General features: G+C 69.4%; 22 protein-coding genes, 3 pseudogenes and 1 riboswitch. Of the genes and pseudogenes, 16 read left to right on the top strand and 9 right to left on the bottom strand.

What is annotated here, in order from left to right; genetic code table 11:
- Positions 1-20: 20 nt before the first annotated feature.
- Positions 21-812, bottom strand: coding sequence for a class I SAM-dependent methyltransferase (locus N4G66_RS22090; RefSeq protein WP_261705875.1), 792 nt, complete (start codon positions 810-812; stop codon positions 21-23).
- 13 nt (positions 813-825) lie between these two features.
- Positions 826-1,167 (bottom strand): transposase, encoded by a 342-nt coding sequence (locus N4G66_RS22085; RefSeq protein WP_391858853.1) that lies wholly within the window; start codon positions 1,165-1,167, stop codon positions 826-828.
- A gap of 4 nt (positions 1,168-1,171) precedes the next feature.
- Here N4G66_RS22085 and N4G66_RS45950 point away from each other — a divergent pair.
- Positions 1,172-1,602, top strand: a pseudogene (locus N4G66_RS45950) (NAD-binding protein); the annotation flags it as partial.
- Between the two features lie 13 nt (positions 1,603-1,615).
- Here the strand turns inward: N4G66_RS45950 and N4G66_RS22075 are convergent.
- On the bottom strand, positions 1,616-1,969 hold the full coding sequence (locus N4G66_RS22075) for a hypothetical protein (RefSeq protein WP_261705872.1): 354 nt from the start codon (positions 1,967-1,969) through the stop codon (positions 1,616-1,618).
- A 599-nt stretch (positions 1,970-2,568) separates the two neighbouring features.
- On the opposite strand from N4G66_RS22075, the gene kdpF reads away from it, so the two are divergent.
- From kdpF to N4G66_RS22040, 7 genes and pseudogenes are all read left to right on the top strand, one after another.
- Positions 2,569-2,658 carry a K(+)-transporting ATPase subunit F gene (gene kdpF / locus N4G66_RS22070; RefSeq protein WP_037896654.1) on the top strand — a complete coding sequence of 30 codons (90 nt, stop codon included), beginning with the start codon at positions 2,569-2,571 and terminating at the stop codon, positions 2,656-2,658.
- Positions 2,659-2,666: 8 nt separating this feature from the next.
- Positions 2,667-4,331, top strand: coding sequence for a potassium-transporting ATPase subunit KdpA (gene kdpA / locus N4G66_RS22065; RefSeq protein WP_261705871.1), 1,665 nt, complete (start codon positions 2,667-2,669; stop codon positions 4,329-4,331).
- The gene (gene kdpB, locus N4G66_RS22060; protein ID WP_261705870.1) at positions 4,328-6,463 is read left to right on the top strand and encodes a potassium-transporting ATPase subunit KdpB; all 2,136 of its coding nucleotides are present in this window, start codon (positions 4,328-4,330) and stop codon (positions 6,461-6,463) included. Before kdpA ends, kdpB begins: the two co-directional genes overlap by 4 nt.
- A 6-nt stretch (positions 6,464-6,469) precedes the next feature.
- Positions 6,470-7,138, top strand: a complete 669-nt coding sequence (locus N4G66_RS22055; protein ID WP_261705869.1) for a potassium-transporting ATPase subunit C — start codon at positions 6,470-6,472, stop codon at positions 7,136-7,138.
- 124 nt (positions 7,139-7,262) lie between these two features.
- The gene (locus tag N4G66_RS22050; RefSeq protein WP_261705868.1) at positions 7,263-7,946 is read left to right on the top strand and encodes a response regulator; all 684 of its coding nucleotides are present in this window, start codon (positions 7,263-7,265) and stop codon (positions 7,944-7,946) included.
- 99 nt (positions 7,947-8,045) lie between these two features.
- Positions 8,046-8,581 (top strand): annotated as a pseudogene (locus N4G66_RS22045) (histidine kinase); the annotation flags it as partial.
- Complete coding sequence (locus tag N4G66_RS22040; RefSeq protein ID WP_315903677.1) at positions 8,558-9,970, top strand: sensor histidine kinase; 1,413 nt, start codon at positions 8,558-8,560, stop codon at positions 9,968-9,970. The pseudogene N4G66_RS22045 and the gene N4G66_RS22040, both read left to right, overlap by 24 nt.
- A 5-nt stretch (positions 9,971-9,975) precedes the next feature.
- On the opposite strand, the gene N4G66_RS22035 is transcribed toward N4G66_RS22040, so the two are convergent.
- Entirely contained in the window at positions 9,976-11,121 is a 1,146-nt protein-coding gene (locus N4G66_RS22035; protein WP_261705897.1) for an MFS transporter, read from the bottom strand.
- Between the two features lie 382 nt (positions 11,122-11,503).
- Here N4G66_RS22035 and N4G66_RS22030 point away from each other — a divergent pair, with 382 nt between their 5' ends.
- Positions 11,504-11,917 carry a low temperature requirement protein A gene (locus N4G66_RS22030; protein WP_261705867.1) on the top strand — a complete coding sequence of 138 codons (414 nt, stop codon included), beginning with the start codon at positions 11,504-11,506 and terminating at the stop codon, positions 11,915-11,917.
- Positions 11,918-12,889: 972 nt separating this feature from the next.
- On the opposite strand, the gene N4G66_RS22025 is transcribed toward N4G66_RS22030, so the two are convergent.
- Together N4G66_RS22025 and N4G66_RS22020 are read right to left on the bottom strand one after the other, a co-directional pair.
- Positions 12,890-13,972, bottom strand: a complete 1,083-nt coding sequence (locus N4G66_RS22025; RefSeq protein ID WP_261705866.1) for an ABC transporter permease — start codon at positions 13,970-13,972, stop codon at positions 12,890-12,892.
- Complete coding sequence (locus N4G66_RS22020; RefSeq protein WP_261705865.1) at positions 13,969-14,826, bottom strand: ABC transporter ATP-binding protein; 858 nt, start codon at positions 14,824-14,826, stop codon at positions 13,969-13,971. Before N4G66_RS22020 ends, N4G66_RS22025 begins: the two co-directional genes overlap by 4 nt.
- A gap of 89 nt (positions 14,827-14,915) precedes the next feature.
- Here N4G66_RS22020 and N4G66_RS22015 point away from each other — a divergent pair, with 89 nt between their 5' ends.
- Positions 14,916-15,578, top strand: coding sequence for a response regulator transcription factor (locus tag N4G66_RS22015; RefSeq protein WP_261705864.1), 663 nt, complete (start codon positions 14,916-14,918; stop codon positions 15,576-15,578).
- Positions 15,578-16,729 carry a sensor histidine kinase gene (locus tag N4G66_RS22010; protein WP_261705863.1) on the top strand — a complete coding sequence of 384 codons (1,152 nt, stop codon included), beginning with the start codon at positions 15,578-15,580 and terminating at the stop codon, positions 16,727-16,729. Before N4G66_RS22015 ends, N4G66_RS22010 begins: the two co-directional genes overlap by 1 nt.
- Positions 16,730-16,814: 85 nt before the next feature.
- On the opposite strand, the gene N4G66_RS22005 is transcribed toward N4G66_RS22010, so the two are convergent.
- A complete protein-coding gene (locus N4G66_RS22005; RefSeq protein ID WP_261705862.1) occupies positions 16,815-17,408 on the bottom strand; it encodes a DinB family protein in 594 nt (197 codons plus the stop codon).
- Positions 17,409-17,814: 406 nt separating this feature from the next.
- On the opposite strand from N4G66_RS22005, the gene N4G66_RS22000 reads away from it, so the two are divergent.
- From N4G66_RS22000 to N4G66_RS21990, 3 genes are all read left to right on the top strand, one after another.
- Positions 17,815-18,189: a VOC family protein gene (locus N4G66_RS22000; RefSeq protein WP_261705861.1), complete on the top strand. Its 375-nt coding sequence runs from the start codon at positions 17,815-17,817 to the stop codon at positions 18,187-18,189.
- A gap of 505 nt (positions 18,190-18,694) precedes the next feature.
- The gene (locus N4G66_RS21995; protein ID WP_261705860.1) at positions 18,695-19,399 is read left to right on the top strand and encodes a beta-glucanase; all 705 of its coding nucleotides are present in this window, start codon (positions 18,695-18,697) and stop codon (positions 19,397-19,399) included.
- Between the two features lie 270 nt (positions 19,400-19,669).
- Positions 19,670-19,843 (top strand): hypothetical protein, encoded by a 174-nt coding sequence (locus N4G66_RS21990; protein ID WP_261705859.1) that lies wholly within the window; start codon positions 19,670-19,672, stop codon positions 19,841-19,843.
- A gap of 170 nt (positions 19,844-20,013) precedes the next feature.
- On the opposite strand, the pseudogene tnpA reads toward N4G66_RS21990, so the two are convergent.
- A pseudogene (gene tnpA / locus N4G66_RS21985) lies at positions 20,014-20,405 on the bottom strand (IS200/IS605 family transposase); the annotation flags it as partial.
- A gap of 34 nt (positions 20,406-20,439) precedes the next feature.
- On the opposite strand from tnpA, the gene N4G66_RS21980 reads away from it, so the two are divergent.
- Positions 20,440-21,711, top strand: a complete 1,272-nt coding sequence (locus tag N4G66_RS21980; RefSeq protein ID WP_261705858.1) for an RNA-guided endonuclease InsQ/TnpB family protein — start codon at positions 20,440-20,442, stop codon at positions 21,709-21,711.
- Positions 21,712-21,810: 99 nt separating this feature from the next.
- On the top strand, positions 21,811-22,557 hold the full coding sequence (locus N4G66_RS21975) for an alpha/beta hydrolase (RefSeq protein ID WP_315903675.1): 747 nt from the start codon (positions 21,811-21,813) through the stop codon (positions 22,555-22,557).
- Positions 22,558-22,636: 79 nt separating this feature from the next.
- Here the strand turns inward: N4G66_RS21975 and N4G66_RS21970 are convergent, their stop codons facing one another.
- Entirely contained in the window at positions 22,637-22,867 is a 231-nt protein-coding gene (locus N4G66_RS21970; RefSeq protein WP_261705857.1) for a hypothetical protein, read from the bottom strand.
- A gap of 498 nt (positions 22,868-23,365) precedes the next feature.
- Positions 23,366-23,538, top strand: a riboswitch (cyclic di-AMP (ydaO/yuaA leader).
- The last annotated feature ends 5 nt before the right edge of the window (positions 23,539-23,543 follow it).

The raw sequence follows: 23,543 nt of genomic DNA, 5'->3' as shown, positions 1-23,543 counted from the left end.
TCGGCCGGCCCACGGCTGGGTCAGCCCGGCTTGACCGCCAGCGTCGCAAAATAGTTCGACATGTATTGAGCGGATGCGTTGGATCGGTCCGGCGCTTCCGCGAAGCCGGTGAGGACGAACCCCGCGGCGAGTTGCCCGCCGATCTGGTCGGTGAGGGTGTGGCTGTATTCAAGAGGGGCGTCCGCGCCGAACTTCGTGGCGCGTTCCTCGGCGGAGTACTGCGTGACATCGCTGTAGGGCAGCTTGTGCACGACGATCAGCTCGCCGCGCTCGTCGAGCGCCTCGTGGTCGAACAAGTACGCATCAGGGTTGAGGAAGCCCACGAGCAGAGTTCCGCCCGGTCGCAGGACGCGGAAGCACTCACGCCACACCGCTGCCAAGTCTGGTACGAATAGGTTAGAGACCGGATGGAATACGACGTCGAATGTTGCGTCGCCGAAGGCGCTGAGGTCGCGCATGTCGCCTAGGACGGTGCGCAGCTCGAGTCCGTCGCGCGCCGCCACCATCTGGTCCTGGCCGAGCTGGCGGGGTGAGTTGTCGAATACGGTGACCCGCGCCCCTGCGGCGGCGAGGATCGGACCCTGCTGGCCACCGCCGGAGGCCAGGCACAACACGTCCTTGCCGGTCAGGTCCGTCGGCAGCCAGGAGCGGTCGACTGGCTCACGCCCGATGAGAACAATCGACCAGTCGCCCATGCGGGCGCGCTCGACATCCTCAGCACTCACCGGCCTCGACCACTCGTTGCCCTCTTGGGCGTACTTGTCCCAGGCTGCTCGATTGTGGGCAACGGGGTCGACAACAATGTCCTGCACGTTTAACTCCCTGCTACAGCCAAGCGGACACCTGCGGTACTGACAGTTCGGTGCCGCTAGCCAACACGATTGCAGGGTGCAAGCTCAACGAAATTAGCGGGCATCGAGGTGTCCACGGGCTCGACGGGTTGGTCGCGCAGCGGGTGCGTAAGCGCTGGTTGCCGGGGTTGCGGAAGCCGTAGGCGTCGCGGGCGATTGTCTTGATGACCCGGTTGGTGCCTTCGGGGCCGGCGTTGGTGATCCCGGTGTGCAGGAACGCAAGGATCTCTGGCCACCATGTCTCGACGGTTGTGGCTAGGCGCTGCAGTTCGGGAAGGTCGGCTTCGGCGCATCGGCGGTAGAACCGGTACAGCAGATCGCGCACCCTGCGCGCCTCCTACCCCGACGCGCCCACCCGCAGCCGCAGCGTTTCGGCGCTCGCGGCGCCCTCCTTCGCTGCCGCGATGATGGGCCGCCATGTGCTGGGAGTGATGCCGGTCGAGCGGGGCTCGCTGCTGTTCACGGTGGTCGACGTGGCCGGGCACCCCGAACTCGAGGGACGCTCGTTCATGAGGCGTTCCGCGAGCACGAGTGGCGGGTCCTCGCCGTCGGCTCAGCCACGGCGCACCCCGCCTCCTCGTCCGGGGACACTCTCGCGGGGGTCCGGTTCCGCCGGCCCGGCTTCGACTGGCGTCCACCCCACGGGCGGGTGCTTCGGGCGGCCGACCGAGTCGTGCTGGCGACGACGCGGCGCGGTCTGGACATCCTCATGACCGGGGTGCAGCCGCATCCGGTGGACAGACGGGGATGAGGGCGGCGCGGGCTCAGCCCAGCCCGGAGACCTTGAAGACGGTCAGGGCGGTCTCACGATCGATCCGCTCCGAGACCTGGCGCAGCGCGGTCGCCCCGCAGGTGAGCGATCCGGACACCGCCGACTTCTGGGCGTCCTCGTCCAGGCGGTGCCACAGTTCGGGGTTGTCCACCAGGACCCGGGGGTTGATCTCGACCCGCACACCGGACGCGTCCCGCAGGAGGAGCCGCTGCGAGACGCCGTCCAGACAGCGCACCGACACCAGCAGGTCGGTGCGAACCCGCCGCTTCCGCAGCAGTCCGCGTGAGGCCAGCCAGCCCTTTCCCACGCTGACCCTGGGCGGGTACAGCACCAGGAACAGGAGCACGCCGAGCCCGGCCCACAGCGCGCCGCGCAGGGGGGGGTGAACGTGCCCGCTCCCCAGTCGATCAGCAGGAGAGTGGTGAGCAGTACGGCCGCGCAGCGGATCGAGCTGCGCAGATCCCTTGCCCAGAGGCGGTCGTGCGCCACTTCCGCGGGCGGCTCTGGAGGAGTGCGGATCGCGTCGTGTCGCGCGTCGTAGCGGCGTTCCATGCTGCCGAAGGCAGAGGCCCGGGGAGGCCGGAACCGCATGCCTTGACGGGACTCTGATGGGCACCCTGCTCGTTCTTGACGCCAGGGTGTGGCATGGCCTGCCGGAAGGGGATTCCCGCACCTCGATGGCGCGGGCCGTCGACGTCTCAGGCGGATGGGGGATCGGTTCCGGTAGATGGATGAGTAGGCCGTAAGAGTTCCGTCAAAGGTGTCCGAGCCTCCGTATGGGAGCCGTCAACGGCGCTCGAATTCGGCCAGGGAGACGGTTTCCTCTAATCGTCCGTTCGATCCGCACCTCTTCTAGGAGCTCACGATGGCCGACCTGGCCTTCGTCGTCACCACGATCGCGGTGTTCGCGCTGGTGGCCCTCGTCGCCAAGGGGGTGACGAAGCTGTGACCGCCGAGAACGTCGTCGGCCTGATCGTGGCCGTCGCCCTGCTGGGCTATCTCGTCCTCGCCCTCGTCTTCCCGGAGAGGTTCTGAGCCTCGATATGAGTCCCGTTCTCGCCGGCGTGCTCCAGTTGCTGGCTCTGATAGCGGCGCTGGCCCTCGCCTACCGTCCCCTGGGCGACTACATGGCCCGGGTCTACTCCTCCGACAAGCACCTGCGCGTGGAGAAGTGGATCTACAAGGGCATCGGTGCCAACCCGAATGCGCAGATGCGCTGGCCCGCGTATCTGCGCGGTGTGCTGGCCTTCTCGGCCGTCAGTGTCCTGTTCCTCTATCTTCTGCAGCGCGTGCAGGGTCACCTGCCCGGCTCGCTGGGCTTCACGGCGATCGACCCCGACCAGGCGTTCAACACCGCCGCGTCGTTCGTGACGAACACCAACTGGCAGTCGTACTACGGCGAGCAGGCCATGGGCCATGTCGTGCAGACCGCCGGTCTGGCGGTGCAGAACTTCGTCTCCGCGGCCGTCGGCATGGCGGTGGCCGTGGCGCTGGTGCGTGGCTTCGCCCGCTCGCGGACCGGTGAGCTGGGCAACTTCTGGTCCGACCTGGTGCGCGGCACGGTCCGCATCCTGCTGCCGCTGTCGGTGGTCGCGGCGGTCGTGCTGGTGGCCTGTGGTGCGATCCAGAACTTCGCCGGTATCCACTCGGTGGGCCAGTTCTTCGGCGGCTCGCAGCAGTGGAACGGTGGCGCTGTCGCCTCGCAGGAGGCGATCAAGGAGGTGGGCACGAACGGTGGCGGTTACTTCAACGCCAACTCCGCGCATCCCTTCGAGAACCCGACGCCGTTCTCGAACCTGTTCGAGATCTTCCTGCTGCTGGTCATCCCGTTCGCGCTGACCCGCACCTTCGGTCAGATGGTGGGCAGTATCCGGCAGGGCTACGCGATCCTCGCCACCATGGTCACCATCTGGATCGGCTTCACCGCGCTGATGATGGCGACCGAGTTCCACCACCACGGTCCCGCGTTCGACATCGCGGGCGGGGCGATGGAGGGCAAGGAGACCCGGTTCGGCGTCGGCGCCTCGTCGATCTTCGCGGTGGCCACGACGCTGACGTCGACGGGTGCGGTGAACTCCTTCCATTCCTCGTTCACGGGTCTGGGCGGCGGGATCACGATGCTGGGCATGCAGCTGGGTGAGATCGCGCCCGGTGGTACCGGATCCGGCCTCTACGGCATGCTGATCATGGCGATCATCGCGGTGTTCATCGCCGGCCTGATGGTCGGCCGCACCCCCGAGTACCTCGGCAAGAAGATCGGCACCCGTGAGATCAAGTTCGCGGCCTGCTACATCCTCATCACCCCGGCACTGGTGCTCGTCTTCACCGCCGCCGCGATGGCCCTGTCCACCCCGGGCCATTCGATGACCAACTCCGGTGCGCACGGGTTCTCCGAGATCCTCTACGCCTACACCTCGGGTGCCAACAACAACGGCTCGGCCTTCGCCGGGCTGAACGCGGACACGCAGTGGTTCAACAGCACGATCGGGCTGGTCATGCTGCTGGGCCGGTTCGTGCCGATGGTGTTCGTGCTGGCGCTGGCGGGTTCGCTGGCGGAGCAGAAGCCGGTGCCGGCGACCGCGGGCACTTTGCGCACCGAGAAGCCGCTGTTCACCGGGCTGCTGGTGGGCGCGGTCCTGATCATCACCGGTCTGACCTACTTCCCGGCCCTCGCGCTGGGCCCGCTGGCCGAGGGGCTGGCGTCATGACCACACGCATAGACAACCAAGAGGACGCTGTGTCCACGACTACTCCCACTCGGGCGCCGCACAGCGATGTGCCGACCGGCCACAAGGACGAAGGAAAGGTCGGCGCGGGCCTGTTCGACCCCAAGCAGCTTCTCAAGTCGCTGCCGGACGCGTTCCGCAAGCTCGACCCGCGGGTGATGGTCAAGTCCCCCGTGATGTTCGTCGTCCTCGTCGGCTCCGTCCTGACGACGGTCTTCTCCTTCAAGGACCCGGGCGACTGGTTCGGCTGGGCGATCAGCGCCTGGCTGTGGCTCACCGTCGTCTTCGCCAACCTGGCGGAGGCGGTCGCCGAAGGCCGCGGCAAGGCGCAGGCGGACACCCTGCGCAAGGCCAAGACCGACACGGTCGCGCGCCGGCTCTCCGAGGACGGCACGTCCGAGGAGCAGGTGCCCGGAACCGAACTGCGCGTGGGTGACCTGGTCGTCTGTGAGGCGGGCGACATCGTCCCCGGCGACGGTGACGTCGTCGAGGGTGTCGCGTCCGTCGACGAGTCGGCCATCACCGGCGAGTCGGCCCCGGTCATCCGGGAGTCCGGCGGCGACCGTTCGGCCGTCACCGGCGGCACGAAGGTCCTCTCCGACCGGATCGTCATCAAGATCACGACGAAGCCCGGCGAGACCTTCATCGACCGGATGATCGCCCTGGTCGAGGGCGCGGCCCGGCAGAAGACGCCCAACGAGATCGCGCTGAACATCCTTCTCGCGTCCCTGACCATCGTCTTCCTGCTCGCGGTGGCCACCCTGCCGCCGTTCGCGAACTACGCGGGCACGCACCTGACGATGGTCGTCCTGGTGGCCCTCCTGGTCTGCCTGATCCCGACCACCATCGGGGCCCTGCTCTCCGCGATCGGCATCGCCGGCATGGACCGGCTGGTCCAGCGCAACGTACTCGCCATGTCCGGAAGGGCCGTCGAGGCGGCGGGCGACGTGTCGACGCTGCTGCTGGACAAGACCGGCACCATCACGCTGGGCAACCGGCAGGCCTCGGAGTTCGTCCCGGTGACGGGGACGACCGAGGCGGAGGTCGCCGACGCGGCCCAGCTCTCCTCGCTGGCCGACGAGACACCCGAGGGCCGTTCCATCGTCGTACTGGCGAAGGAGAAGTACGGGCTGCGCGAGCGGCACCAGGGCGAACTGGCGGGCGCCGAGTGGATCGCCTTCACCGCCCAGACCCGGATGTCGGGTGTGGACGTCGACGGCCGGAAGATCCGCAAGGGCGCGGCCGGTTCGGTCATCACCTGGGTCAAGGAACAGGGCGGCACCGTCTCGACGAACGCCGAGGCCCTGGCCAACCGCATCTCCGAGGCCGGCGGCACCCCGCTGCTGGTGGCCGTCCATGACGGCAGGGGCGCCCGGATCCTGGGCGTCATCCACCTCAAGGACGTCGTCAAGGACGGCATGCGGGAGCGGTTCGACGAGCTGCGCCGCATGGGCATCAAGACCATCATGATCACCGGTGACAACCCGCTGACCGCCAAGGCGATCGCCGAGGAGGCGGGTGTCGACGACTTCCTCGCGGAGGCGACCCCCGAGGACAAGATGGCGCTCATCAAGCGGGAGCAGGCGGGCGGCAAGCTCGTCGCGATGACCGGCGACGGCACCAACGACGCCCCCGCCCTCGCGCAGGCCGACGTGGGCGTGGCCATGAACACCGGCACCTCGGCCGCCAAGGAGGCCGGGAACATGGTGGACCTGGACTCCAACCCCACCAAGCTCATCGAGATCGTCGAGATCGGCAAGCAACTGCTTATCACCCGGGGCGCGTTGACGACGTTCTCCATCGCCAACGACGTCGCCAAGTACTTCGCGATCATCCCGGCGCTGTTCGCCGCGGTCTACCCGGGCCTGGACAAGCTCAACATCATGCACCTGTCCTCACCCGACTCCGCGATCCTCTCGGCCGTCATCTTCAACGCGCTGATCATCATCGCGCTCGTCCCGCTCGCCCTGCGGGGCGTGCAGTACCGGCCGGTCAGCGCCGACAAGCTGCTGCGGCGCAACCTCGGGATCTACGGCCTCGGCGGCCTGGTCGCCCCCTTCATCGGCATCAAGATCATCGACCTGCTCATCTCCCTCATCCCCGGAATCGGCTGATCGGCTATGAACAACTCGGTTACGAACACTGCCCGGTTGCTCTGGGCCGGCCTGCGCGCCCTGCTCGTCCTGACGGTTGTGTGCGGCGTGCTGTATCCGCTCGCCGTCACCGGTATCGCCCAGGGGATCTTCCCCGGCAGGGCGAACGGTTCGGAGATCAAGGCGGACGGCAAGGTCGTCGGCTCCTCGCTCATCGGGCAGGCGTACAACCTGCCCTTGAAGAAGGGCCAGGAGACCCCGGAGCCCGACCTGAAGTGGTTCCAGGGCCGTCCGCAGAACGGTCTGGGGACCAACAGCGTCAACACCCAGTACTCCCTGATCCTGTCCGGCGCCACCAACCGTTCCGGTGACAACGCCGACCTGATCAAGTGGGTCAAGGACGCCAAGGCCGCCGTCATCAAGGACAACTCGGTCCCCGGCTACACGGTCGAGCCCGCGGACGTGCCCGCCGAGGCGGTCACCTCCTCCGGCTCCGGCCTCGACCCGGACATCTCCCCGCAGTACGCGGACATCCAGGTGCACCGCATCGCCGAGAAGAACCGACTGCCCGTCGCCCAGGTGCAGAAGCTGGTCGACGAGCACACCGACGGCCGGACCCTCGGCTTCATCGGCGAACCCCGTGTCAACGTCCTCGAACTCAACATCGCACTCAAGGAACTCGTGGCAAAGAGTTGATGGCCTTACGCACACCGCGCGGGAGTTGGCGGACGGGGCAGTCACCCCGGCTCGTCGACTCCCGCGTTCACGAAGCCGGTTCCACAGGTTCCGGCCCTCCGTCCCACAGAGAAGGCGCACACCGATGACCCGGGTACTGGTGGTGGAGGACGACCCTCAGCTCGTCCGGGCCCTCGTGATCAACCTGCGGGCCCGCAAGTACGGAGTGGACGCGGCCCCCGACGGCACCACCGCCCTGCGGATCGCCGCCGCCCGGCAGCCCGACGTGGTCCTGCTCGACCTCGGACTGCCCGACATGGACGGCACGGACGTCATCAAAGCCCTCCGCGGCTGGACCCGCGTACCGATCGTGGTGCTGTCCGCGCGCCGGGCCTCCGACGAGAAGGTCGCCGCGCTCGACGCGGGTGCCGACGACTACATCACCAAACCGTTCAGCATGAACGAACTGCTGGCCCGGCTGCGGGCCGCCGTCCGCCGCACCGAGGACATCCCCTTGGCCCCCGAGACGACATTCGTCACGACGGAGGGTTTCACCATCGACCTGCTCGCCAAGAAGGCGACCCGCGACGGGCACGACGTGCGCCTCACACCGACAGAGTGGCATCTGATGGAGATCCTGGTCTGCAACCCCGGCCGGCTCATCACGCAGAAACAGCTGCTTCAGGAGGTGTGGGGGGCCAGCCAGAGCGACAAGACCAACTACCTGCGGGTCTACATGGCCCAACTCCGCCGCAAGTTGGAGGCGGACCCCGCCCACCCCCGTTACCTCATCACCGAACCCGGCATGGGTTACCGCTTCGAACGCTGAGTCCCTGGCTCAATTCCCGACCGGATCCCCGACCGGATCTCTTTCGAGACCACGGTCGGCACCCCACAGCCCCGCCCGTAGAGACGAAGAGACGAGAAGATGGCACGCGGCAAACTTCGGATCTACCTCGGTGCGGCACCGGGGGGGGCAAGACGTACGCGATGCTCTCCGAGGCGCACCGCCGGGTCGAGCGGGGCACCGACTGCGTGGTCGCGTTCGTCGAGCACCATCACCGGCCGCGCACCGAGGTGATGCTGCACGGTCTGGAGCAGGTTCCGCGCAAGGAACTGGAGTACCGCGGCACCGTTTTCACGGAGATGGACGTGGACGCGGTGCTGGCCCGGCGCCCCCAGGTGGCCCTGGTCGACGAACTGCCCCACACGAACATCCCCGGTTCGCGCAACACCAAGCGGTGGCAGGACGTCGAGGAACTCCTCGCCGCAGGTATCGACGTCATCTCCACCGTGAACATCCAGCACCTGGAATCGCTGGGCGACGTCGTCGAGTCCATCACCGGCATCCGGCAGCAGGAGACGGTCCCTGACGAAGTCGTACGCCGGGCGGACCAGATCGAGCTGGTCGACATGTCGCCGCCCGCGCTGCGCCGCCGGATGGCGCACGGCAACATCTACAAGTTCCAGCGGTTGCCCGTCGTCGGCCGCCTGGTGCTCGTCGTCGCGCTCGCCATGACACTTGTCCTCACGGGCGCCGCGGGCCTGGTCTACTGGCGCGTCGAAACGGCGCTGGACAGCCAACTCGACGAGGATCTCGCCGCCTACCAGCAGACCCTCGACCGGGCCGTCCGCAACGGCCAGGATCTGCCGGCCGGCCCGAACGGCAGTCTGCGCCAGGTCCTCGACACCGACGGCCGGGTGCTGCGCTCCAGCGCCGCCGTCCGCGATCAGCGACTGCTCACGCCGGCCGAACGCGTTGCCGCCGCGCACGGAGCCGTCGTCCGCCGTGACATAGGCGCCCTGCTGCCCATCACCGACGGCACCCTGCGTCTGCGGGCCGAGCGCGTCACCGCCGACGGACAGCCGCGCATCGTCATCGCGGCCGTCCAGCGAGGCCACCGCGACGAGGCACTGCGCGAGCTCCTCGCCCAGCTCGCCCTCGCCTCGGGGCTCACGCTGCTGGCAGCCTCGTACGTCGGCTACCGCGCCGCCCGCGCCGCCCTGCGTCCCGTCGAGCGCTACCGGGTGGGTGCCGCGGCCCTCGCCGACGGCGCCGACGCGTCACCGGGGCTGCGGCTGGAAGTGCCGACCGACCGCGACGACGAGATCACCCGGCTCGGGAACACCCTCAACCGGATGCTCGGCCGGCTGGCCGCCTCGGCCGCCCGCGAACACCAGTTCATCGCGGACGCCAGCCATGAGCTGCGCACCCCGCTCACTCTTATGCGCGCCGAACTCGACGTCGCCCTGCACCGGCCGCGTACCGCTGAGGAGTTGACCGAGACCCTGCGCGCCGTCGACGCCGAGACGCGCCGTCTGGTCACCCTCGCCAACGCCCTCCTCGACCTCGAACAGCTCGGCAGCGGCGAACGCATCCAACGCGTCCCGACCACTCTCGACCGCCTCCTCGACGACACCTGCGCGCAGTACCGGACAGCCGCCGAACGCGACGGCCGCACCCTGACCGTCACGTACGACCACGCCACCGTGCGGGTCGACCCCCGCTGGCTGGAACCGGCCGTGGGCACCCTCCTCGACAACGCCCTGCGCCACGGCCGCGGCGCCATCGTGGTGCGCGCCGAGACACGCGACGGCCGTCTGTCCCTGTCGGTCTCCGACGAAGGCCCCGGCTTCCCGCCGGACTTCCTGCCGCACGCCTTCGACCGCTTCAGCCGCGCCGAGGCGAGCCGCACCACGGCCGGCGCGGGACTGGGCCTCGCGCTGGTCGCCGCGGTCGCCGCCTCGCACGGCGGAACGGCCCGCGCCGAGAACATCCCGCCGGGAACCACGGGAGCCATGGGGGCTGCGGGAGTCAAGGGAGCAGCTGTCACGCTCGACGTGCCCTGCTGAGCCGGTCAGCGAGAGATACGCAGTCCGGCGACTCGGCGTACGAGAGCGGCCGCGGGGGCGATGGTGAGGAGCACGGCCAGAGTCGCGTAACCGTGGTCGAGGGTCGTGAGCGTGGCGACGGCGGCGACGAGCAACGGGCCGCCCGCGTCGCCGAGTTCGCGACCGAGTTCGGCGGCGCCCATGGTCTGGCCGAGCCGCTCGGCGGGAGTCGAGGCGGCCAGGGCCGCGAAGCCCAGCGGGGTGATCAGGCCGGTTCCGGTGCCGATCAGGGCCGCGCCGGACAGCACCCCCGGTACGCCCGGCAGGGTCGCGCAGCCCAAACCCGCGGCGGCGAGCAGCAGCCCGGCCATGATGCCGCCGCGCGCGGTGAGGCGTCCGGCGTCCAGAGCGCGTCCGGCCCGGGGCTGAACGACGGCGGCACAGGCCGCGAGCACCGACACGGCCGCCCCGGTGGCGACCGTGCCGAGGCCGGCCGCCCGGCCCGAGACGGGCAGGAAGCCCACGCCGACGGAGAGCGCGGCGGTCGCGGCGGCCAGTGCCGCGGTCGGGCGGAGGAAGTCCGGGTGTGTCAGCCGCCTGGCAAGGTCGAGCACCGTCTGCCGGGCCTTCGGTAGTGGTGGCACCACGGGAACGGCGAGCCCCGCCCATACGGCGACCGCCGCGCCCAGCACCGCAAGGACCGTGAACAGCAGCCGTAGCCCGCCGGCCCACACGAGCACTCCGCCGAGCAGCGGGCCGAGGGTGTAGCCGACGGACTTGTAGAAGCCGTAACTGCCGAAAGCCCTGCCTTGCTTCGCCGCCGGGTTCAGCCGGGAGACCAGCGCGGAGGCCGAGGGCGAGAAGGCGGACGCGGCGGCACCCTGACCGAGGCGCGCCGCCCACAGCAATCCGGGGCTGTCCGCCACCGCGTACACGGCGGAGGCGGCGGCGAACGCGACGAGCCCGCCGAGCAGGACCGGGCGCGCCCCGACACGGTCCGCGAGCGTTCCGAAGACCGGTTTGAGCAGCACCTCGGCGCCGTCGTACAGGGCGAGCAGACCGCCGAGCACCATCAGCGAGGTGACCGCGCCGCTCCCGTGGCCGCCCAGGTTCGCGGCGATGCCGTGGGCGCCGAACGCGGTGGTGAATCCGGCCGCGTACAACGGCCACATGTACCGGGCCGGGGCCACTCGGGTGACGGGGGTTTCGGTCATTTGCCGGCCTCCTGGAAGGGGAATCCGCTGCGGGCAGGTACGACACCCTTTCTGGGCTGGCGGGATCGTCCGCCATGCCTTCCATCTGGTCCCTTGCGGCCTCGTTTGAGGACGCGTTGGGGACGCCGGGCATCGGAACTGGCCCTCGGAGCCACCTTGTCGACGCTGCTCAAGTGCTGAGGGCGGAGTCGGCGCAGTGTGGCGGCAGGCGACCAGCCTGCGGCGCAATCTCTGGATCACTGAGCCGCCTCTGCAACTGGTCCCGGCGCGGAGGAAACAGCCCGTACTGGAAACGGCCCGGAGCAGTGCCTGCGGGCGATGCACTTCGGAGGCGGCGAGGATGTCTTCACCACCCTGTCGCCTCCACCATCCTGTCGCCTCCACCACCGACCCCGTACGATCCGTCCGCCTGGGCGTGAACGGCGCCTACGCCGTCCTGGCCGACCCGGTCACCCTCACCGTCGCCGGCGAACTCGTCATCGCCCACCCTCTCGGGCACGGCTCCGCAACCGTCGCCCCTCTCTTCTTCGGCGGCCCCGCCCTCTGCCTCGCCGCCACCGATTGGTTCTTCCATGCCGCAGTCCACGGCGCGTGGACCGAACGCCTTCTCGCCTGCGCCGCCTGCATCCTGGCCGGCATCGCCGCCATCTGGCTGTCCCGGCTCGCCATCCTCATCCTCACCGTCACCGCCACCGTCACCGCGCGCGCTCACCGACGTCTCTCTCCCGCACTCCAAGCCGCGACCGGTACCTGATCTCGCAGCATCCTCGCCTGCACCAGGAAGGAAGCGGGCACGGCCGAGACTGACGAGTCGATGGCCGGCGTCCTGTCGGTCGTGCACGCCGACGCCCTGGGGCACGTCCAAAGGCAGGCGGGGCCGACAGCCGCATCCAGGAGACAAGGCCATCCAGGCGGTCTGAAAGACGCCGACGGGGGCACTCGGCTCTTGCGGCGCCAGTGGGCGCCGCTCCCTCGAAGGAAAGAGAAACCCGTGTACATAGGCCTGGGTACCGTCGTCCTCATCATTGTGGTTGTCGCCGTCGTCATGATGCTGCGCCGCCGCTGATCCACGCCCCGTTCTCTGCGCGATCCACGATGAACGTCGGCCCGCCCCGAATGTCCTTCTCCGGGCGTGCATGGTCGCGACCGGCGGAGAACAGAGACGGCGCGGTGCGGGCATTGCGGAGAGAGGCTCTGGGCAGGGAGGGAACGCTCGTCCATGCTCCGCGTCAGGTCACTTGACACCTGAGCGTCCGAGCACGGTGCGGATCGCCGCCTGTACTGCGAGAACGCCGCTTGCTCGAAGATGACGTTCGCCGAGCAAGTGCCGGGGCTGACCGTGCGCCACCAGCGCCGCACCCCGCTGTTGCAGCACCTGGTAGAGGCCGGCGGTGTGGTGCCGGCCGGGGCGGGGCCCGGATGCTGCGGATCCCGAACGTGATGCTCTCGCGATGCGTCGGCCTGTCGCAGTTGATCGACGCCGACAACGCCGACGTTCTGAGCCGGCCTCTCCAGATGGATGACGACGGCCCGTCACGGCCGGTGCTTTGGCACAGCGACATTTTTTCCACCTGCCCCACAGGGCAGGCCAGCTCAAGATGTCACCCGTTCGTGCGGCAGCCCCCGTGACTCTCGGCTGATGTCCCCATCTGCCAGAAGTGGTCCGGTAGGCCGGTTGCCCGAGGACGAGATCCCCTCGGGCAACCCGGCCGAGGCGCGTGCGTGGTCAGGCGATCCGGCGGCGGCGCACCCACCACACGCAGAACGCGGCGAGGAGCAGTGCGGCCGTGCCGCAGAGCGCCAGTTCCTGCCATTGGAGAGCCCAGTAGCGGTTGCCCGGTTGGTAGGTCACGAGTTCGTGGTAGGTAGCGCCGACCTTGGAGATGCATGCCTGCATCTGCTGCTGTGCGGACTGCGAGACCGGGACATGGCCGGGAACGGCCGGCCCGCCGCCACCGGAGGCCATACCGGGGCAGTCCGCGTCGAGGACCTTGTCCGTCAGGTCGTGCCCGGCGTCGTCGACGACCCGGGTGGAGTAGATCCAGGCGTTCGGCAGGTTCGGTGTCGCGGGTTCCAGTGCGCTCGACGGACCGCCGTTGAACAGCGCGTTGAACATGCCGTCCGGTGAGATCGAGGAACCGAAGCCGGTCGAGGCCGGGTCGAGGGCCAGGGTCCGGTGCGCCGGGCTGATGAGGCGCGGCCGGATCCCGTAGGCGATGCCGACGCGCACGACCACGAACGTGAACAGTGTCAGTGCCATCGCCGGAACCGTGCGGCGGATCAGCATGCCCGCGGTGACACCGATCACGAACGCGAGTGCCGCGTATCCCATCGGTGCGAGGTCACGCTCGCCGAACGTGTCGTAGGCGGCGGCAGCGGCCTGGTCCAGCGGGTGGGCCCACCAGGTGACGACGAGGCTCAGAAGCCCTGCCACGAGGATGCCCGCCAGGCCGACGACCGCGAGCTTGACGGCGAGCCAGCGGGTGCGGGTGACGCTCTGTGTCCACACCAGTGGGATCGTTCCGCCCTCGATCTCGCGGGCGATCAGCGGAGCGCCCCAGAACATGCCGAGCAGAGCGGGCACGATGGTGACCAGGGTGCCGAGCGCCGTGCGCAGGACGCCGTCGGTGTGTGAGAAGTCCGCCATGGCCGACGTGCAGTCTCCCGCCTGGCGGCACGCGGTCGTGGTGGTGGAGTAGGCATGGGCGAGGCCGGGGCCGGTCAGGGCGGCGAGGAGGACCACCACCAGCAGTGCGCCGCACGCCACGGCCGCGGGAGTGCGGAACTGGCGCCAGGTGAGCCGGATCATGAGCGGTCCTCCGTGCCCATGTGGGCGAGGACGACGTCTTCGAGGCTGACCGGTTCGACGGTCCACGCCGGATCGTCGATCGGCTCCTCGGAGCGCACCAGCAAGGTGCTGTGCAGGTCGGTGTGGTGTGCCTCGACGACCTCGACGCCGGCCGTGGTGTGATGAGCCGGCCCGGTGAGGCGGTGGTGGGTGGCCAGCAGATCCTCGATCGTCCCGGCGACCCGTACCCGGGAGGCCACCAGCACGATCACGAAGTCGCAGACGCGCTCCAGGTCGGAGACGAGGTGCGAGGACAGGATGACGCTGACACCGTGCTCGGTGGCAACCTCGCTGATGCCTTGCAGGAACTCGCGGCGGGCGAGGGGGTCCAAGCTGGCCACGGGCTCGTCCAGGACCAGCAGTTCGGGCCGTTTCGCGACGGCCAGGGTGAGGGCGAGTTGGGCGCGCTGCCCGCCGGAGAGCCGGCCGGCCCGCTGCCGGGGGTCCAGGCCCGACTGCTGGATGCGGCGCTCCGCGAGGTCGCTGTCCCAGCGGGCGTTGAGCCAGCCGCCCAGGCGCAGATGGTCGGCCACGGTCAGGTTCGCGTAGGTCGGAGTCTCCTGCGCGACGAACCCGACGCGGCCGAGTTGGGCCGGGTTCTGCGCCGGTGGGTGACCGAGCACCTCGACGGTGCCCGACGTCGGGGTGAGCAGCCCGACCGTGAGGCGCATCAGCGTCGTCTTGCCGGCCCCGTTCGGGCCGACCAGGCCGACCACCCGCCCGGCCGGCACGGCGAGCGTGCAGTCGGACAGCGCCCAGCGCCGCCCGAATCGTCTGCCGAGGCCCCGGGCCACCAGCACAGTGTCGTGAGTCATGGAACCCGGTTGTACGCGCCCGGCGGTCACACCCCGGGCACAGCTTCTGTGACCGCGGTGTGACCGCCGGGCTGGCATTCTTGAGCACCATGAGGGTGCTCATTGTCGAAGATCACGAGGTGCTGGGGCGAACCCTGGGTACCGGGCTGCGCCGTGAGGGCATGGCGGTCGATGTCGTGCTGGACGGGGACGCCGCGCTCGAACATCTCTCGGTCACCCGTTACGACGTCGTCGTCCTCGACCGTGACCTGCCCCGGGTGCACGGCGACGACGTGTGCCGCCGCCTGGTCGCACAGCACTCGCCGACCCGGGTGCTGATGCTGACGGCCGCCAGCACCGTGAAGGACCGGGTCACCGGCCTGAACCTGGGCGCCGACGACTACCTGCCCAAGCCCTTCGACTTCTCCGAGCTGGTGGCCCGCGTCCGGGCACTGGGACGACGCGCCACCACCGCGCTGCCGCCCACACTGGAGTGCGGTGACGTGACGCTGGACCCCAGCACCCGGGCTGCCTTCCGGGCCGGCCGACGCCTCGCCCTCAGCCCGAAGGAGTTCGCGATGCTCGAGTGCCTGCTCAGCCGCGCCGGCGCCGTGATATCGACCGAGGAGTTGCTGGAACGCGTGTGGGACGAGAGGGCCAACCCGTTCACCAACACGGTCAAGACCACGGTCGGCCGGTTGCGGGCGAAGCTCGGCGAACCGCCGCTGATCGAGACCGTCCGCGAGGGCGGCTACCGGATCGCGCTCGCGTGATGCGCCGTACGCTGCGCGGGCGGCTGACCCTCCTGTACGGCAGCGTGTTCTTCGTCTCCGGCACGATTCTGCTCGCCTTCGTCTTCGGACTGTTCTGGACCGGACGCTCGACGCGCGAGTCGGTGCCTGTCATGGACGGCCGACAGGTGCCCGGCGGCGCGGCCATCGCCGACCGCCAGCACGGCAACGACCTCCACACGCTGCTGGTCTCCTCCGGGATCGCCCTTGCGGTGACGGGTGTGGCCTCGGTCGTCTTCGGGTGGATCATCGCCGGTCGGGCCTTGCGGCCACTGCGTACGATGACGACGACCGCCCAGGCGATCTCGGCCAGCAACCTGCACTCGAGGATCGGGCTGGACAGTCCCTACGAGGAGTTCAAGGAACTCGGCGCGACCCTCGACGATCTCTTCGAACGGCTCGACGCGGCGTTCCAGTCGCAGCGCCATTTCGTCGCCAACGCCTCCCACGAGCTGCGGACACCCTTGACCGTCGAGCGGGCGCTGCTGCAGGTGGCGCTCGCCGATCCGGACGCGAGCGCGGAGACGCTGAGGTCGACCTGCGAGGAACTCCTGATGCTCGGCGCGGCCCAGGAACGCCTGATCGAGTCGCTGCTGACGCTGGCCAGCAGCGAGCAGGGCATCGAGGAGTGGGAGCCGCTGGACCTCGGCGTGATCGCCGCGGAGGCGGTTCTGGTCCGGCGGCCCGAGGCCGAGCGACGAGGCGTCCGGATCGACACCGCACTCGCCCAGGCTCCGACGGCCGGCGACGGGCGGCTGGTCGAAAGCCTGGTCGTCAACCTGGTCGACAACGCCATCCGGCACAACCTCGCCGGCGGCCATGTGCGCGTGACGACATCGCCGTCCGAGCACGGCGCCCGCATCACCGTCACCAACACCGGCCCCGTGATCCCGGACGACGACATGGACCGGCTGTTCGTGCCGTTCCAGCGGCTGCACACCGAACGCACCCGGCATCCGGACGGACACGGACTCGGGCTGGCCATCGTGCGAGCGATCACGACGACACACCGCGCGGTCCTGACCGCGAAGGCGCTGGAATCGGGCGGACTCGATGTGCGGGTGACGTTCCCGCTCCACCCTCCGGCCGGCAACCCGACAAGACCGGTCGGGCCGGGCATCGCCACCACCTGACCGGGGGCCGCACCCGTCGCACCGGCAGACCGATGCCAGGCCTCCCCCCGAAGCCGCCGGACGTCCCGGTTGAGCCTTCACGGTGCTACACGTCTTTGCCGGCTTCCCGCGCCGTGCTCTCCAGCCGGCTCCTGTAGCTCTCCCACCATGCAGAGTCGCCCGGCGCCATGCTGTCGTCGCTCTCGTCCATCCCGGCAGCGCCGTCGATGAGTTCCCGCACGATGTCGGCATGCCCGGCGTGCCGCTGCGCATCGGCCATCACGCGCACCACCGCATGATGCAACGTCACCTCGTCCCTCCCCTTGGGCCACCACGGCACCCTGCCGGTCGTTTCCAGCGGCAGCGCGTCGATCGTCGCGTCCGCGTGTGCCCACGCCCGGCGGTAGAGCCCCACGATGTGCTCGCGTGACTCGTCGGCCGTGACCCACATGTCCGCGTTCGGCTCGGCACCGTCCTCGAGCCAGGGCAGCGGCTCACCGGACGGCCGTCCGAAGACGTCGCCGAGGTAGCCCAGCTCCATGGTGGCCACGTGCTTGACCAGGCCGAGGAGGTTGGTACCGGTCGGTGTGAGCGGGCGGCGGATGTCGTACTCCGAGAGGCCCTCGAGCTTCCACAGCAGGGCATCACGAGCCGACTGCAGGTAACGGTGAAGGTCGGCCTTGTGATCCGGTGACGTCATGGCGGCCAGTCTGCCGCCCACGTGATCCGGCCACCGCCCTTTCCACCACTCGCGGCGAACCAGACCTCCTACCCGGCGAGCGAACTCGGTTCGCCGGCTCAAGGGCCCACGGTGAACTCCAGCTCTGGGTAAGCCTGTTGGGCCACTTCGATGCTGGGCGGCCAGGTAACTGCCTCGTGTGCGGCTCAGCCCGAGAGCCGCACATTGTCGTGGTCGGTCGGATTGAGTAGGGTCACCGACGTGAACACCGGACCGGCGCTGCGCCACACACGGATTGGCCATCCGGTGGAGGGCTGATCACGCAGCGGGGGCGCAGAAGGCATCCCCTCGGTTCGGCACGCGGACCTCCCGGTGCAAGTGCACCGCGAGTCCTTCTTCCGTGCCGAACAATACCGAGGTAAGCCGAATGACCGTCACGTTCAACCACACCATCATCGCCTCCAAGGACCGCCATGAGTCGGCGCGCTTCTTCCGCGATCTGCTGGAGCTGCCGGAGGCGCCTTCCTGGGGCCCGTTCACCAACATCCAGCTGCCCGATGGTGTGTTGCTGCAGTTCGCCGAGCCGCCGGTGGAGATCCAGATGCAGCATTACGCGTTCCTGATCGACGACGAGCTGTTCGATCGGGCGTACCGGCGGCTCTGCGGCCATGGCATCGAGCACTGGGCCGATCCCCAGATGCGACGCTCGGGCGAGATCAACAACGAGCACGGAGGCCGGGGCGTGTACTTCAAGGACCCGGCCGGCCACGCGATCGAATTGATCACCCGCCCGTACCTGTAGCCGGACGGAGCCTGGCCGGGCACCCGAGATGCGGCGCCCGGCCAGGCAGTCGGCCAGACCGAAACCATGCTGAGCCGACTGCACCACGGCTGCTGTTTCCTGGCCCGTGTTGGCGCCGACACGACGAGCCCTTCGATTCGGTGGACCGGTGACGTGTTCGGCCGGCGTGGAAGGTGACGCGCGGGTCAGCGTCGGCTCTGCCGCTTCAGACGGGTCCGGGCGGTGTTGCGGATCCGCTCGGTGCGACCGCTGGCGGCGAGGATTTCGAGAGTGGTGGTGGGTGGAAGGGGCATGAGCGCCCCTTCGTCGGTCTGACGCGCGCCGAGCGCATGGGCGGCTGCCGGGGCGCAAGTAAGCCGGTGCAGACATGGCACGGTATGCCGGAGTGCGGCTGGTTCACCCCGAAGGGTTGTTTTGTGGCGGGTCGCGGTGAACGGGGTGTGGGTGCAGGTGCCTTGGGGAGAACCTGGATCGTACGCGAAACGCCGTCATCGAGGAGCGCCGCGTGTCCGATGTCGTTTTCACGGCGGATTTCGCCTCGACTCGTCAATGGGTCGCGGGCCACTCCTGGGCTTATCCCGACGGCGGGCCGGTCAATCCGGGCGACGGCAAACTCGACCATCTGGTGAGCGACCCCGCCTACTGCCGGGCGGGTCGCTTCCGGGCCACCCGGCGACCGGACGGTGACTGGAACGCGGGCCTCCTCACCACGGAGGGCAGCACGGACGGGTTCATGCTCCGCACGGGAGATGTGCTGGAGACACGGGTCAGGCTGCCCACGGTGACCGGCGCCTGGCCGGCCATCTGGACGTGGCGGGACGGCGGTCAGGAGATCGACGTCTTCGAATACCACCCCGACAACCCCGACCTGCTGGAACTCTCCAACCATGTACGCGTCGCCCACCACTACTACCGTGACCGGGCCGTTCAGCCGGGTGCCTGGGTCGACCTCGTGGTCGAGTTCGGCGCACGCCGCGTCGTGTGGTGGGTCAACGGAATCCGCGCCTTCGACGACCGGCGCGGGGTGGGCAGAGCCTGGCACGCCTATCTCATCGTCAACCTGTCCGTGTGCGCGGGGCGCTACCACCCGCCGCCGCCCCCCGAGGCCACCGAGATGGACTTCGAGGTGGCTCATCTGACCGTCCGCAGACCCCAGTTCGACGAGCCGTTCCCTGCGGTGGCCGAGGACGAGGTCGAAATCCTCGACTGACGCCGGTACAGGGAATCAGGGACTGGAGACCCGCGACTCGTGACCGGCAACGGGTGATTGCCATCCGGTGGCAGGCATCCAGCAGTGTGCTGCTCGTCTGATCACCAGATCGTCCGATCCTCCGGTGTGCGTCGACCGCGGGGAGCACGTCGCGACGGCAAGCGGGAATCGGTCCTCGGCCGGTGCATCCGCCGCTGCCCCCGGGCCGGAAGTACGGCATCAGAAGCGACGATGCGCTCGTGCACGTCGCGCCGACGGGTGCCGAGGGCCATGACGAATCCGCAACCGGGGCGGGACGCCCCCGAGGCCGCGTACGTCGGTCACGTCGGCAGTTGCCGCACGTGCCAACGGGAGTCGGGGCGCTGCCCGCGGGCCGCGCGCCTGTGGCGTCTCTACCAGGCGTGGCGCAACGGCCGCCCCGCGTGGCCCGAGGACTCGGAGTAGGGGCCGGTCATGACGTCCCGCCCGCTCCGTTCCGCTCCTCTGGCCGGCACCGCCACACCACCGCGAGGACGTGCAAGGTGCTACCGGGACAAATTGCGGTGCTCCGGCCTTTGGGCCGGGGGTGAAGCGATTCTGAGAAGTGCTCTGACGGGCAGGCTGGAGTGGACGGTTTGCTGTTCGGTGTACTGACGGACGATCGGCAGTGGGGTGCCGCCGACGGATCCGGCGAAGTAGGAACCGGACCACAGTTGTTGGCCCGGTAGTGGTGCCGCACGAGGTCGGGGAACTCCTGGCGCATCCTGCGGGAGCTGACGCCCTTGAGGCTGTGGACGAGCTTGGACAGGGCTACTTTGGGCGGGAGGTTCACGAGGGGGTGGACGTGACTGCTCTCGCCGTTGAGCTCGACCAGCTCCACCTCGAAGTCCTCGCACGCCGCGCGCATGGCCTCTTCGAGGCGGGTCAGGTGATGGTCGGTGAACACCTTGTGGCGGTATTTCGTCACGAAGACCAAGTGGGCGTGAAGGGCGAAAACGCAGTGTCTGCCCGTTCGGATGTCCTGCATTTCTGCCGCAGAACAACTTGGTACGGTCTGGGCTGTGCAGCTCAGGTATGCCTTCCGCATCGAGCCGGGCCCCGGTCAGCGCATCGCGCTGAGCCGGGCGTTCGGCTGCGCTCGGGTGGTCTACAACGACGCGCTGAGGGCCCGGGAGGACGCCCGCCGGGACGGTCTGCCGTTCCCGAAGTCGGGCGACCTGTCGAAGCAGCTCATCACTGCCGCGAAGCAGACGCCCGAGCGGGCCTGGCTGGGCGAGGTGTCCGCCGTCGTGTTGCAGCAGTCCCTTCGGGACCTGGATGCCGCGTACACGAACTTCTTCGACGGCCTGAAGGGCAAGCGCCCACGCATGGGCGCCCCGCGCTTCAAGTCGAGGCGGGACAGGCGGCAGGCGGTCCGTTTCACCGCGAACGCCCGTTGGTCGATCACGCCGGGCGGGAAGCTGCGCCTGCCGAAGATCGGCGACGTCACGGTGAAGTGGTCCCGCAGCCTTCCTTCGACGCCGTCCACGGTGACCGTGGTCAAAGACGCGGCCGGCCGGTATTTCGCGAGCTTCGTCGTCGAGACGGACACATCCAAGGTGCTGCCCCAGACCACGGGTGAGGTCGGTATCGATCTGGGGCTGACACACTTCGCGGTCCTCTCCGACGGCCGCAAGATCACCGCTCCGAAGTTCTTCCGCCGCGCGGAGAAGAAGCTCCGCAAGGCGCAGCAGAACCTGAGCCGCAAGACCAAGGGCTCGGCGAACCGCAGGAAGGCCGTCGTGAAGGTCGCACGGGCTCACGCCCGGGTCGCCGACGCGCGCAGGGACTTCCACCACAAGCTGTCCACGACGTTGATCCGCGAGAGCCAAGCGGTGCACGTCGAGGACCTGTCGGTGAAGGGCCTGGCCCGCACACGCCTGGCCAAGTCCGTGCACGATGCCGGATGGTCGGCATTCGTCGGGATGCTGGAGTACAAGGCCGCCCGGTACGGGCGCACCTTCACCCGCGTGGACCGGTTCTTCCCGTCCTCGCAGCTCTGCTCCGCCTGCGGCGTCAAGGACGGCCCCAAGCCCCTGGCGGTCCGGGAATGGACCTGCACCGGCTGTGGCACCGTCCACGACCGCGACGTCAATGCGGCCCGCAACATCCGCACCGAAGGATCGAAGGTCGCCGCTGGACAGGCGGAGACCGTAAACGCCCGTGGAGCGCAGGTAAGACCGGCACTCGTGCCGGCACAGCGCGCAACCCGCACCGCGGTGCGGAAGAAGCAGGAACCCACCCGAAGCTGCCAGCCGACCGGTTGGGTGCAGACGGGAATCCCCGGCCTTTAGGCCGGGGAGGATGTCAAGGATGTCCAGTGGTCGTGAAACGATCCCTCCTCTCGGTCGAGTGCGGGGCGTGGAGAAGAGCCCTGAAGGTGAAGAGGTGTCATGCGAGGCCCTGGGCGGATGTCCGCCGATGATGTGTCCCGGCCCGACGCGACCGGCGCACCCGCGGCGCTGATGCCGCGCCGCACGGCCGGTCCGGATTCGGTTCCGACGCGCGCTGCCGTCCTGATCCTGCACGGGGGCACCGCGGACAGCAAGGCCCCGTCGCGACGGTGGAATGTCGCAGGCGTGCGGATGCGGCCCTTCGTGCGTGCCGTGGCGCGGGCCCTGCCGGACGAGGACACGTTCGTCGGGCAGGTGCGTTACCGCCACCGAGGATGGAACGGTGCGGACGCCGACCCCCTCGCCGATGTTCTGCGGGCGCTCGCCGAACTCGCCGATCTGGTGGGGGAGGTGCCGGTCGTGCTCGTGGGCCACTCGATGGGCGGTCGCGCCGCCCTGCGTGCCGCGGCCGCGCCGCAGGTCCGGGCCGTGGTGGCCCTCGCGCCCTGGTGCCCGGAGGGCGAGCCGGTCGCCCACCTCCGGGACAAGCGCGTGATCGTGCTGCACGGCGACCGTGACCGGGTCACCGGCCCGGCGGAGTCGTTCGCCCTCGTCCGCCGGGCCGCGGAGGCGGGCTCCTCCGCGAGCGCCGTGCGGGTCGAGGGCGGTGACCACGCGATGCTCCGACGCGCGCGGACCTGGCATCGGGTGACGGGTGCGACGGTCGCCGACCTGGTGTCCCGGATCGACGCCGGGCCCGACCTGCTCTCCGTCGAACGGCCGGGCGGCGAACCCGACGTTCTCTGACGGCCGGTCGGGTCCAGCCGGTCGTCGATCTCCGGTCGACTCCCGCGGTCGTCCGTCGCCGGTCGGGTCCAGCCCGTCGTCAGTGGCCGGGTGAGTCCAGCCGGTCGTCCGGGTCGGGGCCGGTGGAGAAGGGGCGGCGGGCGCCGGACGCCAGTCGCGCGGCGGAAGCGGGAAGCGGGGCGCCCGTCGACGGATCCCAGCTGAGGATCCACTCGAAGTCGCGTTGCAGCCGACGGGCTTCGCTCCGTACGAGCGTCGGTATGTCGCCGCGTTCGGAAATCAGTTGGGCATAGATCGGCGCATCGTGCACGTGGGGATCCTCGACTCGCTCTCGTGGTCTGACGTGCCTCGAAGGTACGGCCGGGACGTGTCCCCATCGGTCATCCGGCCAGCTCGGCCAGAACCGGTCAGAGTGTGAACAACGGGCGCCGTCGATGTCGAACGAGATGTCGGGGAAAGCGGGTTCTGCGCGCACTTTCGACAAGTCCGAGACGGCCGGGCGTACGAGCGCGGGCCGGGGCCGTCGGTCTGCGCCCGGTCGGGCAGGGTTCTGGACCGAGTTGGTTCGGACTGCGGGACAGGCATCCGGGTTCGGGTCGGGGCGGCGGTGGGTTCCCTCGCCCCAACAGGCATGCTCAGCCGCCGTTTCGAGCACGGGGTGTGTCCTCACCGTTGCGCTGCGAGGTAATGCGATGAAGGTCACGAAAACGTATCGGACATCTGGGACCTGGATCTTCACATCGGGTGCACAACATGGCTAAGTTGGCGACCAGGCCGCCCGACTCCCTCCGGCGAAGCTCGCCGGGCGGTGCGGCCTCCGCCGAGTCCGGCCTGCCCTCGTGGCAGCTGGAGCCGGGGACCCACCGAACTTGGGGTGAATCGACCCAACTGCCTTACCAGGCAGGGGTCGTAGGGCATACCTTCCGGAACCGTCCGCCCGAACCCGACAGCTAACCCGGTAGGCGGACGACGGAAGGAGCACCACT

Source organism: Streptomyces rhizosphaerihabitans (assembly GCF_025399795.1).
In the GTDB taxonomy this organism is placed as follows: Bacteria; Actinomycetota; Actinomycetes; order Streptomycetales; family Streptomycetaceae; genus Streptomyces; species Streptomyces rhizosphaerihabitans.
The sequence above is the reverse complement of the archived record's forward strand: the minus strand, read 5'-3'. Positions and strand labels throughout refer to the sequence as shown.